This window comes from Vibrio sp. GLN_1 (assembly GCF_043106015.1).
GTDB classification, from domain to species: Bacteria; Pseudomonadota; Gammaproteobacteria; order Enterobacterales; family Vibrionaceae; genus Vibrio; species Vibrio parahaemolyticus.
In genome coordinates this window covers 318,016-335,152 of sequence record NZ_JBICMD010000007.1, presented here as the reverse complement: position 1 = coordinate 335,152, position 17,137 = coordinate 318,016, and the positions used below count along the sequence as shown (strand labels likewise).

Genomic DNA, 17,137 nt, shown 5'->3' with positions numbered 1-17,137 from the left:
TTAGGCAAAAAAAAGCGAGTTTCTTGAGGAGAAACTCGCGAAGTCTATTCAGAATGAATGTAACAATATGAGCCAATCTATTAATCATCAGAAAGGACAAAAGGTTGTCTATTCGAGATAAATCTTAGTCTTCGCTCAGACATCTAATGTCAGTGGTTTGTTAGAGTTGAGTCTGTTTTCTATCATCGAAAGACATTGTTACATTTTAAATCAATCAGTCGCGGCTATTACTCACCCCTGCTTGCGCGAGATCATATTAAATCGCCATTTCATCCAAAGCACGGAACACCATCTCATCCATGTGACCATCAAACACTTGTCGGCAAACTTTACGGCGCACCGCTAAACCGGCAATCAAACGTTCAATCGTGAGATGTTTAACCTCGTTTTGAGTGTTAAACAGCTCTACAGTTTTGCTCAGAGTCTCATAAGGAATCGGTTCATCCCCTACTCTCAGCCAATCTAGCTTCTCAATGTACTCAGAACACTCTTCTTTGATTGAGGCATACGAGTGCCCTGTCATTGCAGACAACGCCGTTATACTGCGTTCTAGCGCCTCTGGAGAAGTGTATTTCGACAGAGTAATGGTGATCTCATCTGCGTTGATCTCGACAAGGTGCTTTCTTTGCTTCACTCGACGCCCCAAATTTCCTCGCGGAGACGGGGCTTTGCGTTGAATAGGCTCAAATTCGCCGTCAATGATGCCTGAGAGCGCTTCAAGCTGCTGTCGGGTTACCATCTCATTACGAAGCGGGTTTGGCAGCGTAGGCGCCATGTTGCGCTTGCCTGCGTTGGTTGTACGAGCACGTGAGTAACGCAGCACCTCTTCGACGTCACATTTGATGTCGATCTGGTAATCCATCACTTTATCATTCTCGATCATAGTTTCGATCGTTAAGTGATAACCCCACAAGTTCACCACAAAAAGATCGTCTGTCCCTTTGCCGTCTGACAAGCGTTTCAGCTCACGGATCAGATCCATTGAGAACCGACGCCATTCAATGTTACGTGCAAGCTTCTGATTTAACTCGCTTAACAGCATGCAATCTGTGTGTCGGCGCACCATACGGCTACGGAAAAACGAATACAGCTGGAACACCAACGTGTGCTGTTTCAGGATTTCTGGTGGGAACAAGAAGAAATAATCGCGTGTTAGTAGTTCTTCGTAGAACGACGGTTCCCACACCAAGATGTATAAGTTGGGTTTAATACGAATTTCGCCATCACTGCCTTCAACCGGCGCTTCTTCTGAAGCCGTGATGGTACGGGCTAAGAAGCGGAAGCGATCACTCTTAAAGCCTTCGGGCATATTTTCACTGAGCCATCGGCCAGTGAGTTCATGCAGTTGGAAATCGGTAAACTCGATACGATCGATACTGTCACGGATGGAATCACGCGCTGGGCCACTGTCTTTTTTTCCACGTAATGACAAAATATCGGTGATGTAGAGCGGCGTTTTATTCGGAACGTGCGCGGCATCCATTTGATATTGATCTTTATGATGATCATGGTATTGCACTGTCAGAGTAAACAACGCAAACAGCGTCATCAGATCATCGACTGTCATGATATTTTTGGAAGATCGCGTTTCAATCACCGCTTTGGTGCCTGAGATCGACACCATGGATTTCTGATAGCTTTTACGAGTGCGAGGTGGTGCGAGTGCTTGGTCAATGATCCCAGCCCAATTCGTTGGTGAAACGACAAATTGATCCGCTTCATCCTTCATCATTGGTGGCGTATTTAAGCCGTGCTCATTCAACAAGCGCTTGTTCACTTGGGTTTGTGCGAGTGCCTTAGAACGTTTTTGCTTTTCATTCTGACGAACTTTGTCAGTGACTAAGCTTGTTGCCCCCAAAACCGAAATGAGCTGGTTTGGGTTTACAAACTTATGCAGCATGGTTTTACCTGCTAGGCCTTCCTCAAAACGTACTGGAGTCTGGGTAAACAAGCCAATATTGACAGCCGCTCGTAAACGTTGCTGAAGTGCAGCACGAGTCAGTTGACCGTCTGTGGCTTCAACAATCTCTGTTGTTGAAACAAGTCCATCTTTGCTGCTGAAACCTCGCAATGAGATCAGATTAAGCAACTCTAAGATGCTTTTGGTCACCCCTTTGAAATGTTGGTACTGCTCTACCCAATCAGCAGAGGATTCATGTACCTCAAAAAGATGGCCATCCTTATGGCTTCTTGGTGCTTTAATCAGAATTTTTTCATCAGCCGTCATTTTAGATCCAGATCACACTAGCCGTAGTTGTGCTATGGTTCCGAAGAATAAAGAAAAACAGATCATAAATAAAGAAAAAATCTTGTTTTTTAAATAACTGATCTTTTTGATTATTCTGATCTTAATTGATTATATGATCTATTGATCTGGTTATTTTCACGAGCCTAAGTTGCTGTTATTAATGAGTATTTTTTTGAGGCTTTTCGGAACTATGATCATAGCTTTATCGAAACGATGATCAACAAAACCTTGAAAGCATGATCACTTCATTCCGCAAGCATGATCATTAAGTTCCTGAAAAGATGATCAAAACAATCATGAAACGATGATCATGATATCTGTACAGGTTATCCACAGAAATCCGTGATTACCTCGATCTTGATTTGTCGATCCTCTGCTATTGTGAGTGTTTCGAGGTTGCGGATCAATGATCAAGCTAAGGTTATTTCATCTCTCTTTACCTTCAATTGTTGCCAAATTAGCCAAACGATTAAAATGACGTCAATTTGGGTCCTTAGCCTCAAAGATTGCATGATTATCAGAATTAACGGAAGCATGATCATGAAAGACACTATGTCTTGTTTGCCGATACTGTATTTCATCGTTCCGAAGGTTGAGAGGCGCATTTATGCTTCAATCCCCCATTCCGTCTGCATTCAGCCGTAAATAGCGCATTAAAAAGCATGCTTCCGAGAAACCTACTTGCTTGATCATTTTTCCGAGAAATGGATCCATGTACTCAAGCCTTGATTTACCTTCATTCGTCCATTATCTGCCATGATCATGCTTTCGTATTTACAGTTATCTTCGAAAACATGATCAAGAGTCTTCCTTGATCATGGTTCCGTTCTTATTCGTTGTCTTTTCGCTGATTTTGTTTCGGATGCATGATCAAGGTCGTGACGCGACACGATTTCCTCTCTTTTCCTCCACAATCAGTATGTAAAATGATTTAAGTCGATTGAAATCACATAATCCGTAATTTAGCCCACTTATATAATCGTTCCGGATAAAATAGATTTACATTGTAAATAAGTGACAATGTAACACTTTTAATTTTGAGAAGAACTAACCTCCTTTATTTGGAATAAATCGATTAAAAATTGATATATTTTTCTTCTTAAATCATAAAACAGCCAATTTTGATGGTTTTTTATGTGATGGTTGTTCAAAATGAATGTGCACCTTTTTGTTGTTTTTGAAGTCTACTGCTGTACAATTGGATGCAGATATCCTTCCAACGGAATTTGGCATGAAAAGAGAAAAAACGATTGAAAATCTTCAAGAGTTAGCTGAGCTGACGCAACAAGTTCAAGCTGACCGTATTGAGATTGTTTTGGAAGAGCGAAGTGACAACTACTTCCCACCAATGTCTAAGGCGATGATGGAGACTCGCTCTGGTTTAACTCGTCGTAAACTGGATGAAGCGATCGGTAAGATGGAAGCCGCAGGCCACCAATTTACTAAAAACAACGCGAATCATTACTCCATTACGTTAGAAGAAGCACACATGCTGATGGATGCGGCTGAAGTGCCAAAATTCTATGAGCGTAAGAAGAATAACGGTAATAAACCATGGATTATCAACGTACAAAACCAAAAAGGTGGTACGGGTAAATCAATGACGGCCGTACATTTGGCTGCTTGTTTGGCGCTTAACCTAGATAAACGCTACCGCATTTGTTTGATTGACTTGGACCCTCAAGGTTCATTACGTCTGTTTTTAAACCCGCAAATCAGTGTGGCTGAGCACGACAACATTTATTCAGCGGTAGACATCATGTTAGGCAACGTGCCTGATGGAGTAGAGATCGACCGCGAATTTTTACACAAGAACGTGCTGTTGCCGACGCAATATCCGAACTTGAAGTCAATCTCCGCATTCCCAGAAGATGCTATGTTTAACGCAGAAGCGTGGCAAACGCTGTCTGAAGACCCATCACTTGATATCGTTCGTCTATTGAAAGAACAGCTTATCGACAAGATTGCGAATGACTTCGATATCATCATGATTGATACCGGTCCGCACGTCGACCCTCTGGTTTGGAATGCGATGTACGCGTCCAATGCACTGTTAATTCCTTGTGCGGCAAAACGTCTAGACTGGGCATCTACGGTTAACTTCTTCCAGCATTTGCCTACGGTTTATGAGATGTTCCCAGAAGATTGGAATGGCTTAGAGTTTGTTCGTCTAATGCCAACCATGTTCGAAGACGACAACAAGAAGCAAGTCTCGGTATTGACGGAAATGAACTATCTGCTTGGTGACCAAGTGATGATGGCAACCATTCCACGTAGCCGTGCATTTGAAACGTGTGCAGACACCTACAGCACTGTGTTTGATTTAACCGTAAGTGATTTCGAAGGCGGCAAGAAGACACTTGCAACTGCTCAAGATGCGGTTCACAAAAGCGCATTGGAATTGGAGCGCGTATTGCACTCTAACTGGCCGTCATTAAATCAGGGGTAAACAGTAAATGGCTTTGAAAACGTCTGAATTAAACGCGAAATTATTTGGTAAAACGAATAAACGTCGAGTAGCGACTCCACAAGAAGCGCAAACGGCAGCAAAAGAAAAAGCGCAAACCATCGAGTTGGCAGTGGCGGGTGAGGGTACGGTTCAGTTTGAATTGGTTCGTATTCCCGCAGATAAAGTGGCAAGCGAGACGCGTGTATTCGCGGACAACGCCCGTGAACAATCATTCTTGAATGAGCATGCTTTATCTGATGTTTTGGTGACACTGAAAGAGCGTGGTCAACAGTACCCAGCTGTTGGTCGTCGCACTGACGATGGCAAAATTGAAGTGCTAGACGGTAGCCGCCGTCGAATGTCTTGTATCTTGGCGGGTAAGGATTTCTTGGTTTACGTTGGTGATGGCATCAACACTGAACACGCGAAATTCCTATCTGACGTCGCGAATGCTCACAAACCGCTGTCGCTTTACGAAAAAGGCAAAGAGATGCAGGCTAAGCTGGAAAGCGGTGAAGCCGAAGACCAAAAAGCGCTAGCGAAAATGTTCCAATGCAGTGAAGCATTGGTAAGTGGTGCGCTTAAAGCCGCGGCATTGCCGCTAGAATTGCTACAAGCGTATCCAAATGTTGGCGATTTAGGTCGTCCAACCATCGTTAAACTGCACAAACAGTTCTCAACATTGACCGCTGAGCAGCAGCAAAACTTGTTGGATAAATGCCGTACATCTGAAGGTTACTTGTGGCAACGTAGCAAGGCACAAGGCGTGGCTCGTTTGACCAAAGAAGTGACGGAAAGCATCGAAAGTTGGATCTCAGAGTTAGCACCAGCTAAACCTGCAAAAAAAGCTGAAAAAGTTGACCTTGTCAAAGGTCGAGCAAGCTACAGTCGTAAAGGAAGCAATCTTGCTCTCAATCTGAAGAAAGTCGATGACAGCTTGATGGAAGAAATCCTTGCTTTTGTTCAAAGCAAAATGCAATAAAACTAAGCTTTAACGATAACCGCCTTCGGGCGGTTTTTTTATGTCTGCGATCTTGAGCGTGTGGAAGCATGCTCCGTATAGTAGATGTGATAACATGGCGGCAGTTCAACATCGGATAGACCCCATGCACGCACAATCTGAATTTCTATCTTCACTTCAACGCCAATCTCAACATGCTTTTCAACGCTCAGGCGTCGTTTTGCAAGGAGAGGCCGATTGGCAAGAGGCCATTCTCTCTGCATTTCTTCAAACTCAAACCACACAACGTTGGTTCTGTGTTGGGGATTGGTCATTCGAGAGTGCCTTTTGTGTTGGAATGAAGCAGGGAAATCGACTACTCGGCAGAGAATGTGATGTGCTGCTGTTTGACGCGCGAAAAGAGTTCGATGCTAATAGCTTTACGGCGGCAATTGGCTCTCTCGTTGGCGGAGGAATGCTACTTGTTGTGACAAATACTGCTCAGCCACAACAATGCGCTGAGCAATGGATGCAGACCCAATGGCAAAAGCTGATAGTGCTTGAGCAGGGGAAAGTCATTCCCCAGGTTTCTGAGTTTGCTATTGCGCAGAGAAATACAGAATACATAGAGCAGACTCACGCTGTTTCATTAATCGAGAAAGTGGTGAGTGGGCATCGTAAGCGTCCTTTAGTGCTCACGGCTGATCGCGGTAGAGGTAAAAGCAGCGCGTTAGGTATCGCTTGTGCTCAGTTGTTGCAACACAAGCCGCTGCGTATATTACTTACCGCGCCTTCTATTAACGCTGTTGAGCCAGTCTATCAGCACGCGCAGCGTTTACTTACGGATGCCAAACAGATGAAGAAAGACCGTTTGGAAGTCGGATATGGGTATATTCAGTTTATTGCGCCTGACGAATTGTTGTCTTCGCTGCCTGAGTGTGATTTGTTGCTAGTTGATGAAGCGGCTGCGATTCCCGTCCCGATGCTCAAACAAATCACCGAGCATTATCATCGTTTGGTCTTTTCTAGCACGATTCATGGCTATGAAGGCTGCGGACGTGGCTTCACGTTGAAGTTCATTGAATGGTTGCAACAACAACGACCTGGCATGAAGACGTATCACATGCAGCAGCCAATTCGTTGGAGCGCAGATGATAAGTTAGAAATGTGGTTGTATGACGCTTTTATCTTGAACGCGGAATTGTCGCCGCAATCCATTGAAGGCATGGCGAACGTATCGTTGAACAAAGTGGACAAGCAAGCACTGGTTCACCAACCCAACTTACTACGCGAATGCTTTGCTTTACTGGTTAACGCTCATTATCAAACCTCACCGAATGATTTGCTCCATTTACTGCGAGATGACAACAGCTCCGTTTATCTCGCGTTGGATAAACAAAATATCATCGGAGTCATTCTCACGGTTGAGGAGGGCGGTCTTGATGACGAGTTAATTGAAGCCGTTCAACTTGGTCAACGTCGTCCTAAGGGGCATTTGACGCCAATCACCATCATCAATCAACTTGGTTTGGTAAAAGTAGGTAAGCTTATTACTTCACGAGTGATGCGAATTGCGGTGCATCCTGATCTACAAGGTTCGGGCATTGGCAAGCGCATGTTAACACTACTCGAGGAAAGTGTTGGTGCTCATGTGGATTACCTATCGACAAGTTTTGGTGCGACGGATGAGTTGATTCAGTTTTGGCAACAAGTTGGCTATCAATCTATTCGTTTAGGAACTATGCGCGATGCCGCCAGCGGTTGTTATTCATTGTTGATGGTTCGCCAACTTGCGAATAAATCACAAACTTGGATTGATGACGCACAAGCATTGTTTCATGAGTTTTTGTCTGCGAGCCTTTCCCTTGTTTATCCTAAGTTAGAGCCGAGTCTGGCTAGAAGCTTGTTGTGTCAACCGATTCAACATCAAACCTTACATCCGACTAAGCGAGTATTGCTTCAAAGCTATGCGCAGGGTGGTGCAAGCTATGAATCGATTTTTGTGTGGTTACAACAGTGGCTGCGTCAACATGGTTTAGCGCCTGTTTCTGATTTGATGATAAGTAAAGTGTTCTTAAACCATGATTGGGGCATTTGTGCCAAACAATTTGGATTATCGGGAAGAAAGCAAGTTGAGCAACAGTTAAGAAGTGAGTTAGAAAAGTTGTTGAATCAATTTACAGTGTAAACGCTACGCCTTATGGATTTACACTGTAAATAGAGACGAGCTGAGAGGAGTGACTTTACACTGTAAATTCACTCCTTTTTTGTTTTTGATGAATGATAAAAAGCAAACTCATGACCGACAAAGTTCAATGTTGAGCTGTAAACAAAACCGCCAATAAAAGGGAAGGAGTGCCGTCGCCACTTCTATTGTATTGAAGCGCTATAACTACAAGCTACAACTTTCTTATGCTGTAGAGTGGCGCATGAAGTGAAACGTGAGTGGAATGATTTACGCGGATGAATCACCATGCCTAATACTTTATTTACTCAATAATACCAAGGCTTCGACCTTTAGTGACCTGAGCCCTATTCTTCGAAGTGCGAGGTTTGTTCAGAAAATGTTTTTGGTTAGACTGAAAGTGTTGATGGGAAGCAAAGTGGTAAGGGTATGTGGAAGCTGTGTCTTGAGTTATCTGAAGATAAGACCAAGGTGATAGCCCGTCTTCCGGGAGAAGTGGACCTCGGTGGTGAGCTAAATCAAAATGAATTAAACGAGCAGCTCGTCGCAATGAATGCTGAAAAGATGTTTGTTGTTGAGGGGGAAGTCGTGAGATTCAATAACTGCGCCAAAGAACGTAAAGCCGAAGCTTACGAAGGCATTGTCATTGCGGAAAAACGCAACGCGCAAGTTGAGGTCGAATTATCGAATAATGACATGCTCGCCAGTATGAACGTTGTCGGCGCGTACGGAGGCCGAGGTTTACGTGGCCCCGAGATTGTTCAAGCCCTTGCTCAAGCGCGAGTTTCGAAAGGCATCAACAAACTGGCTTTGAAGAAAGTGTTGGTTGTCAGCACTCAGCTCAAACCCGGCGAAACATTTTCTCAACCTGTAGCGGTTGGTAAGCAACCTATCAAAGGCAAAGACGCTCTTTTTACTCCTCTCGTTAAAGACATCACCAAACGCATCCTCAAACCCAAAGACGGCCAATCTGCTAGCGACAAAATTGATTTACGTAACCTCGGTGAAACTATTGCGGTTGACGTAGGCGATGAGGTGATGCGCCGCACGCCTGCGACCAAAGGTACGCCAGGTTTTACTGTTCAAGGGCGAGTGATTCCTCCACAAGCTGGAAAAGACAGCCCAATGAAGCCAGGCAAGGGCACCGAGATAAGCAAGCACGACCCAAACCTATTGATTGCATCGGTATCCGGTACGCCTCTAATTAAAGACAAAACCATTGAAGTTGATAACGCACTCTGTCTCAATAGCGTTGGCGTGAATACAGGTCACGTGAAATTCAAAGGGAATGTGATTATCGGTGGCAATATTGAATCCGGCATGATTGTTAAAGCGACGGGTTCTATTACTGTAGGCGGCTTCATTGAATCGGCTGACGTACAAGCGCAAGACGACATTCAAGTTGGTAAAGGGATCATTGGCCACACCGTGAGTGATGGCCAGCCAAAGAGTTGTCACGTCAAAGCCAAAGGTTCGATTCGAGCCAGCTACGCCCAATATTGTGATTTGCAAGCTGGCGAAGATATTGAGTTGGCGGTGCACAGCATGAATAACGATATTGTTTGTGGGCGCAATCTGACGGTGCTGGATGCGAACGGTAGGAACGGCACGCTCAGCGGCGGAGATGCAAAAGTCGGTGACAAAGTGGTGTGCTTACAACTGGGCGTAGAAGGCGACACCGCCACTAAGGTAGAAGCGTTCGCGCGCTATTCTGCATTTAAGGAGCGATTAGCTGAGCTCAAAGATCAATACAAACGCGCTCAAGAAGGAACGATGGATGTGATTCGTAAAGAGCTCGAATTTAAGAAGCGTCCTAAAGTCGAACGTACCGACGAAGAACAAGCTCAGATTGATGTGATGAAAACACAAAACAACGAGCAGCTTGAAGCGATAAAGCAAAAGCTAGAACAAACGGAACATGACTTTGAAGTCGCGTTAGAAGAAAATATTGTCGAAGCCAAAGAGCGTGTCTTCACTCGCGTGACGGTGCTGTTTGGCGACGAACAAGTAACGACAAAGCGCACTCATGGCGGTTGTTCGTTCCGTTTCAATCAATACGAAATTAAAGTCTCGGCGAACTTGGAAGAAGAGGACGTCGCTGCGGTTTAAGCTTTCTTACTCACTGAGCCCACACGTTGCAACAAGAAGTGTGGGCTTTTGTTTATCTACAAATCGACAATGTGCTCTTGATAGTAGTCCGCAAGCGCACCGACTTGGCTGCTACACATTACTTTCATTGCTTGTTTAATGTGTTCTATTGGCCAGTTCCACCATTGGATATTGAGTAGAGTTTCAATCTCTTTATCGCCGAATCGTTGACGTACGACTTGGTTGTTTCCAACCACCACCGAATAAGGTTGCACGTCTTTCGTCACTACGGCGCGTGCTCCGATGACGGCTCCATCGCCGATGTTTACTCCGGGCATGATCATCGCCTCGCTTCCAATCCAAACATCGTTCCCCACCACCGTGTCTCCGGCACGCTCGAAACCGTCTTGTACGCCTTCTCCAAATTCTTCAGGAGAGAAGGGGAAGGTCGAAATCCAGTCAATGCGATGACCTTGGTTTCCTGCCATCATAAAGGTGGCTCCAGAAGCGATGGAACAAAACTTGCCAATGATTAATTTGTCGATGCTATCGGGTTCTCTACTTTGCCATTCTTGAAGTGTTACGGGGTCACCCAACAAGTAGCGTACCGCTTGCTCTTCGAAGCTTTTTTGATGATAGAAGCCCGAGTAATAGCTGTAATCGCCAACGATGATATTGGGATTAGTGATGTGATCTTTAATGACTTGACCTTTTAACCACGTGTCGAAAACACTCATAACTCATCCTTTCAAATTTAGGTTGTACAGAGTTTAGAGGCTTTCTATTATTTCCAGTAGTTTGATTTTAGAGATTCAGAATTACTGTATGGAAATAAAATGGCTCAGCTACGTACCACTTTACGTCGCTTTGTGCGAGGAGCGAAGTATTGCTGGCGCAGCAAAGCGCCTGAATTGTTCGAATGCGCATGTAAGTCGGCAACTTAAACAGCTTGAAGATATATTGTCGGTGCAGCTTATTCAGCGAACTACGCGCCAGTTTAATTTGACCTACGATGGTTTGCGGTTTTATCAGCAGGTAAAGCAACTGCTCGAAGGCGCTGAGCAGATCAATGAGCAAGTCATGGCAAACGAGATCGTATCGGGAAAATTGAGAATAGCGGCGTCCGCTTCTTTCGGAGCTGCGTTACTCAGCCAAACATTGATCGAGTTTCGATTGCAACATCCACAAGTGAGCGTCGAAGTGATCTTCACAGAGACACCTCTCGACTTGATTGAGGCTGGGTTTGATATCGCATTCTACTTTACCGATACTCCCCCAGAGGGATACGTCGGCCATCAGCTACGCACTTTACACTGTAAACCGATCGCTCATCGCTCGTATTTAGCTGATAAACCAAATGTAAGTACGCCAGAGGAGCTTGGTGACTTAGAGCACATCCTTTATAAAAGTCGTGACTTGGTGTTAGACAAGTGGACGTTTACGCATAAGCAAACTCAACAGCAGTGCAGCATTGAGTTAGAAAGTACGCTGAGTTTTAATCTTGTCCAGTCCATGTTGGATGCTACTTTGACTGGCTGTGGTGTAGCCATGTTAGATGAATTTGCACTGGCTAAACTCGACCCTGCACAAAAAGAACAACTCGTGAGTTTGCTGCCAGAATGGCAAACGGATGCGATTTTGCCGCTTTATCTGCTTTACCCAAAACGTGAGCACTTACCAAGAAGAACGCGAGCGTTCATTGATCACTTTAGGAACATATATTCTGTCGGCGAATAGCGACAACAAACTTAGCAACAATTGAGGAAGCAAAGGAATGCGAAAACACTGTATTGCGATTGGTGGTGGTGGCTGGATGATGGGAGAGAATCCGAGCCCACTCGATCAATACATTTTGTCTTTGTCTGGTAAGGAGAATCCAAACATTTGTTTTCTACCGACAGCCACGGGAGACGCCGATGAAGTTATTGAACGTTTTTACAATGCGAAGCTTAGTGAAAACGTAACCCATTTTCCGTTGTTTAAGTTTGATGCTGGTTGGAAAGAAACGCTATTTGAACAAGACATCATTTACGTCGGTGGCGGTAATACGCGTTCGATGTTGGCCATTTGGCGCGAATGGGGAATCGATAGAATACTCAAGCAGTGTTATGAACAAGGCATCATCATTTGTGGCATGAGCGCTGGTGCAATTTGTTGGTTTGAGTTTGCGGTGACAGACAGTGATCCCGAAGCATACCAAGTTATGCGTTGTCTTGGATTCATTGACGGTTTGGCTGCGGCGCATTTTTCCCATGTTGGTGAGAAGTTTGAGGTTTTCCAAGCCTTTGCTCGTTCTCTACCGAGCATCACTTGTTATGGTATTCACGATTATGCGGCATTGCACTTTGTCGATGGAAAATTGTTAGCTACTGTCACCAGTTTTCCTGATGCAGGCGTGTTGGTCAAAACAGGTAACGAAGAAAACATATTACGAGGGTGAGCTTCTTCAAATCAGCATTAAAGGCAATAACTACTGACCGGACACAGAAGAAGCTCATGGATTCAGCTAACTTACATTAAGTATCGTGCTTACAGCTCGTAACGCAGACCTAAGTGGTAGTAGCTTTCGTCTGCGTGCGCACCGCCAAACGAGACTTCTTGTCCATTGCTGTAGCCACGCGAACCGTTACGATCAACGTAGTTTGTGTAGATAGAAGAACGAGGCGTCAGTTTGTATTGCACTTCTAGCGTTGTATCTTTCAGCTCTAGCTCGTCACCCTCACTGTTTTCTAAAGAACGATAACCAGCACGCAGTGCCCATTTGTCATTTACACTGTAAACCGCCGTCAATTCCATCACTTTGTCGGTACTGGTTTGCGAGTAATAGCCCTCTAGTTCATCTTCCGAGTACAACGCACCCAACATCAAATCTCCTAGGTAGTAACGTGTACCTGCGCCCCAGAATGTGTAATCGGTGTCGTTGCTTTCACGTGCATCACCTTTATTTTTCTGCATCGCCACCACTGGTGCCAAGGTACCCAAATTCCCCATGTCTAGCGTATAACGCAGTGCAGCGTTGTAACCGTAGTCGAGCTCAGAAGTGTTGTTTCCTAAAATGTACGCGACAGAAAAGTCCAAATTACCTAGGCTGTTTTGATATTGCAGCGTGCCATCTTGACGGAAAACTTGCGTCGCGGTTTTGTCGACTTTATTCGCTTGGCGCGCCATAGAAACATCGGAAGAGGCGAACACATCACCAATGTCGGTAAACATAATCAATCCAGATGCCACGCGACCACCAGTAATGCGACCATAATCTTTCGCATCAATACCCGCCCATACATAACGTGCGGTCAGAGACGGTTTGTCGTTTACTTGGTTTGCGTATTCAGCGGCACCCACTTGGTATTGCGCTTGGCCGATGATCGACGCGTACTCGTTGATGGTTTGTGAACCGTTTAAACCAATACGGCCATCAAACTCGCCATTTGCATCGCCGTGCTCATCATTTTTACTGGTGACATTGAAACCAAGACGAGAGTAAATATTTAAAACTGACCCATCTTCCGCTTGATACAGCTGCGCTGCCATTGCGTTTGATGCCATCAATGTTGGGAGAAGTAGAGTCAAAATGTGCTTTTTCATGATTAACGACCTTTCATTTCTATTGTTTTAGGTACGACAAAGCCCCTTCCGAGTAACGGAATAAGAAAAACTGTCGTGAAGTAGAGAGAGGGTGCGCCCTTGTTTGCCAAGGGCGCGAGCTAGTCCATTCCTATAGGGGAAGAATGATTTAGCTTAAATCGACGTCTTTGCAGCCAAAGAAGTAAGTCGCGAGGAAGCCGACGATGTAAGAGATAAGCAGGCCAGCAACAAACACCATCATGCCCGGGAAGATGCCATTTTCTGATGTCATGAGAGGAATTGCCACGATACCGGACGGGCCAAACACCGTATTAAGACCAACTGGTAAGCCAAGGTAAGAAACTAAACCGATAAAGAAGCCGCCCGCAGCACCACCAATACAAGCGGTAACGAATGGTTTTACGCGTGGTAATGTCACGCCGTAAATTAATGGTTCGCCAATACCTAGAAGGCCAGGAATAATAGCGCCTTTAACTTGAGTGCGCAGTAGAGCGTCTTTTTTTGCTTTGAAATACAGCGCCATTGACGCGCCAACCTGACCGCCACCAGCCATCGCCAGGATAGGGAATAGCGAGTTAAAGCCCTGTGCTTCCATCAATGCGAAGTACACTGGAACAAAACCCTGGTGGATGCCAAATACCACAGAAATTAAGAACAAACCTGCCAAGATTGCAGCGCCTAATGGGTTATCGTTCAAGTTGAGGAACAACCAAGACATCCCTTTAAACAGCTCGCCGCCGATTGGCATGATGATCAAGAAGGTTACCGCACCCATGATCAACAGAGTGATAACGGACGTTAAGATCATGTCCAGATCATCTGGCATGTATTGACGAACCTTACGCTCGACTTGCGCACCGATGATCGCCGCCAAAAGTACGCCGATAATGTTGCCGCGCGGATCAATCGCAAAGCCGAAAAACTCGTTCATGCCAGAGTAAATACCGGATGTAGCCTCTGGGTTGTAACCCAGCACAAACAAAGAGGCGAGAATGGCACCATTAACACCAGAGCCGCCAAACGCTTGCTGCGCGTTGTAACCAATCAGAATACTTAGGAAAGCAAACAGACCCTTACCAAAGACTTTCATGTAGGCGATCAAATCCAGCATAAACTGGCTTGGTGTCTGGTCGAGAACAAACATCTGTTCCAATAACGTCGCAAAACCTAGCAACAAACCAGCGGCAATAAAACCAGGGATCAACGGCGTAAAGATGGTAGCAAACTTGCTTAAAAAACGCTGAACCGCACTGGTTTGTTTGCTCTTCATCTGCTTTTTTTGCTTGGCCGCGACGGCAGAAAGATCCTGTTGCGGCATATCTGGTTCTTCACTGTCACCAGAAGTTAAGCTGTCGATCAATTGATTCATCATCTCAGCCGCTTGTTGAGCTTTTCCGGGACCGAGAATGATCTGAAACTGCTCATCGCTTTCCACCACACCCATTACGCCGGGAATTTGCTTGATAACAGACTGGTCAGCCAAGCCATTGTTGGCGAGCGATAAACGCAAACGCGTCATACAGTTACCACATTTGCTTACGTTGCTGCTGCCACCCACTGCGGACAGCAACTGCGATACTGTGTTTGAAGTTATTTTTGCCATAGGGTCTATCCTTCAGAACTCGGATTATTTAGTTATTATTTAGTGCTGCGCGAATAAAACCGTTGTGCGCGGCGAGGCGTGATTTGGCTTGTTCGGCATCCAAATCGGCCAAAATCATTAAGATGGCAGTTTTGCAGTGGCGATCGCAGGCATTTAATGCTCGCTCTGCTTCTTCTTTTGATGCGCCAGTTGCTTCTACAACAATGTTGGTTTGGCGTTGGATGAGCTTGGCGTTGGTGGCCTCTACATCCACCATTAAGTTGCCAAATACCTTACCGCTACGAATCATTGCACCTGTCGTGAGCATGTTTAACACCAGTTTTTGTGCGGTGCCGGCTTTCATGCGAGAAGAGCCAGTAACGACCTCTGCGCCAACAATCGGCAGAATCGCGATGTCGGCCGCTTTTGCCATGGCACATTCTGGATTACAGGCGATAGATGCGGTCGTAGCTCCGATGGATTTAGCGTACTCCAAACCACCTAGCACATAAGGTGTACGGCCACTCGCTGCAATGCCTACAACCACGTCATGGCTGGTGAGGTGAAGCGCTTTTAAGTCGTCTTGACCCATTTGCGCGTCGTCTTCGGCGTTTTCTACCGCTTTCAAAATCGCTTGGTGTCCACCAGCAATTAAGCCAATCACCATATCTGGATGCGTGCCGTAGGTAGGAGGACACTCGCTCGCATCAAGAATTCCTAAGCGGCCTGATGTGCCAGCTCCCATGTAAACTAAGCGGCCACCATTTGTAAAAGCTTGGGTAATCGCATCAACCGCCTTTGCAATTTGTGGTAGCACTGCTTTGACCGCGAGCGCGACTTTTTGATCCTCTTCATTAATGACTTGCAGCATCTCGATGGTCGAAAGCGTATCAATCTCTGCACTGGCTGGATTACGGCTTTCTGTCACCAATCGGCTTAAATCAATTTTCATGTTTTACACTCTTCGTAATGTTCAATCTGAGGGCGATTCTATGGAATAAAATATTCTGTTTTGGTGATAAAAATCACACTTGAGGTTATTCTTTGTGCAGGAGAAATTTGGAATAATGAGAGAAAATATACGTCCATTACATCCGGTATAAACTGGCTTGGTTAGAATAATCATGGGGTTAAATCAAATTCCAATTATTTTTGTTTTGGAATAATTTATTTAAATTTTTTGAGGTTTTTGTTGTGTCAGTTATCAATAAGATAGTCGCGAGGCGTACTCAGCTTTCGCAAAGTGGTCGTTTGGTCGGCGATTGGATTGTTGAAAATGCAGAAAAGGCGGCGCTGCTCACTAGCCAAGAACTTGCGGCGCAAGTAAAAGTGAGTCAATCGAGCATTGTGAAATTTACTCAGCGTATTGGCTTTAAAGGCTACAGCGAGTTTAAGTTAGCTCTGAATGAAGAGATTGGCCGTAAGCATGCGATGCAGTCGACACCGTTGCACAGTGATATTTTGGCAGATGATCCCATAGCGGTTATTTCACAGAAACTGGTGAAAGCAAAAACAGATGCTATGTTTCAAACCACCAATGCGCTGTCTTATGAAGCTTGTCACCAAGCGGTGAAATGGTTGAGTGAAGCGCGTCGAGTGCAAGTGGTCGGGATTGGGGGCTCAGCCCTGACCGCGAAGGATTTAAGCTTTAAACTGCTTAAACTCGGTATTACGGCGCTTTCCGAACAAGACAGCCACGTGCAGATTGCTGTTGCTCGTACCCTCTCTTCAGAAGATGTGCAGATTGCGATTTCGTATTCGGGCGAACGCAAAGAAATTCTCGTCGCGGCAGAAGCGGCAAAAGAGCAGGGCGCGAAGGTGATTGCGTTATCTGCTCCTGGGAGAAGTCGCTTGCGCGGTATTGCCGATATTACGTTTGATACGATTGCAAATGAAACGGAACATCGCAGCTCATCCATTGCTTCACGCACCGCGCAAAACGTGATCACCGATTTGCTGTTTATCATCTTGGTTCAGCAAAGAGACGAAAGTGCACGTCAGTTGATCAGCGATATCAGTACCGACATCAAACAGATCCTCACATGATCACTTAACCAACA

At 45.3% G+C, this 17,137-nt stretch carries 12 protein-coding genes; 7 read left to right on the top strand and 5 right to left on the bottom strand.

The genetic code is table 11. The features are described 5' to 3' along the window. Positions 1–256: 256 nt before the first annotated feature. Complete coding sequence (locus ACF8OV_RS04155; protein ID WP_020838338.1) at positions 257–2,227, bottom strand: replication initiator protein RctB domain-containing protein; 1,971 nt, start codon at positions 2,225–2,227, stop codon at positions 257–259. Positions 2,228–3,479: 1,252 nt separating this feature from the next. On the opposite strand from ACF8OV_RS04155, the gene ACF8OV_RS04150 reads away from it, so the two are divergent. The 4 genes from ACF8OV_RS04150 (at position 3,480) to ACF8OV_RS04135 (ending at position 9,931) form a co-directional block, all read left to right on the top strand. Then, positions 3,480–4,697 (top strand): AAA family ATPase, encoded by a 1,218-nt coding sequence (locus tag ACF8OV_RS04150; protein WP_005500197.1) that lies wholly within the window; start codon positions 3,480–3,482, stop codon positions 4,695–4,697. 7 nt (positions 4,698–4,704) lie between these two features. Beyond that, positions 4,705–5,679, top strand: a complete 975-nt coding sequence (locus ACF8OV_RS04145) for a ParB/RepB/Spo0J family partition protein (RefSeq protein ID WP_015313732.1) — start codon at positions 4,705–4,707, stop codon at positions 5,677–5,679. Between the two features lie 124 nt (positions 5,680–5,803). Then, positions 5,804–7,825, top strand: a complete 2,022-nt coding sequence (locus ACF8OV_RS04140; protein ID WP_203503653.1) for a tRNA(Met) cytidine acetyltransferase TmcA — start codon at positions 5,804–5,806, stop codon at positions 7,823–7,825. Between the two features lie 426 nt (positions 7,826–8,251). Next, positions 8,252–9,931 carry a DUF342 domain-containing protein gene (locus ACF8OV_RS04135; RefSeq protein WP_203503650.1) on the top strand — a complete coding sequence of 560 codons (1,680 nt, stop codon included), beginning with the start codon at positions 8,252–8,254 and terminating at the stop codon, positions 9,929–9,931. A 56-nt stretch (positions 9,932–9,987) separates the two neighbouring features. Here the strand turns inward: ACF8OV_RS04135 and catC are convergent, their stop codons facing one another. Further along, the gene (gene catC, locus ACF8OV_RS04130; RefSeq protein ID WP_021450425.1) at positions 9,988–10,647 is read right to left on the bottom strand and encodes a type C chloramphenicol O-acetyltransferase; all 660 of its coding nucleotides are present in this window, start codon (positions 10,645–10,647) and stop codon (positions 9,988–9,990) included. Between the two features lie 88 nt (positions 10,648–10,735). On the opposite strand from catC, the gene ACF8OV_RS04125 reads away from it, so the two are divergent. Both ACF8OV_RS04125 and ACF8OV_RS04120 read left to right on the top strand, forming a co-directional pair. Then, positions 10,736–11,647, top strand: coding sequence for a LysR family transcriptional regulator (locus tag ACF8OV_RS04125; protein WP_015313728.1), 912 nt, complete (start codon positions 10,736–10,738; stop codon positions 11,645–11,647). Between the two features lie 37 nt (positions 11,648–11,684). Continuing rightward, positions 11,685–12,350 (top strand): peptidase E, encoded by a 666-nt coding sequence (locus ACF8OV_RS04120; protein WP_203503647.1) that lies wholly within the window; start codon positions 11,685–11,687, stop codon positions 12,348–12,350. 89 nt (positions 12,351–12,439) lie between these two features. Here the strand turns inward: ACF8OV_RS04120 and ACF8OV_RS04115 are convergent, their stop codons facing one another. From ACF8OV_RS04115 to murQ, 3 genes are all read right to left on the bottom strand, one after another. Next, positions 12,440–13,495 (bottom strand): porin, encoded by a 1,056-nt coding sequence (locus tag ACF8OV_RS04115; RefSeq protein ID WP_203503644.1) that lies wholly within the window; start codon positions 13,493–13,495, stop codon positions 12,440–12,442. Between the two features lie 148 nt (positions 13,496–13,643). Continuing rightward, positions 13,644–15,098 (bottom strand): PTS N-acetylmuramic acid transporter subunit IIBC, encoded by a 1,455-nt coding sequence (gene murP / locus ACF8OV_RS04110; protein ID WP_140289652.1) that lies wholly within the window; start codon positions 15,096–15,098, stop codon positions 13,644–13,646. Positions 15,099–15,126: 28 nt separating this feature from the next. Further along, entirely contained in the window at positions 15,127–16,029 is a 903-nt protein-coding gene (gene murQ / locus ACF8OV_RS04105) for an N-acetylmuramic acid 6-phosphate etherase (RefSeq protein WP_025629094.1), read from the bottom strand. 242 nt (positions 16,030–16,271) lie between these two features. On the opposite strand from murQ, the gene ACF8OV_RS04100 reads away from it, so the two are divergent. Next, the gene (locus ACF8OV_RS04100) at positions 16,272–17,123 is read left to right on the top strand and encodes an SIS domain-containing protein (protein ID WP_021452841.1); all 852 of its coding nucleotides are present in this window, start codon (positions 16,272–16,274) and stop codon (positions 17,121–17,123) included. The last annotated feature ends 14 nt before the right edge of the window (positions 17,124–17,137 follow it).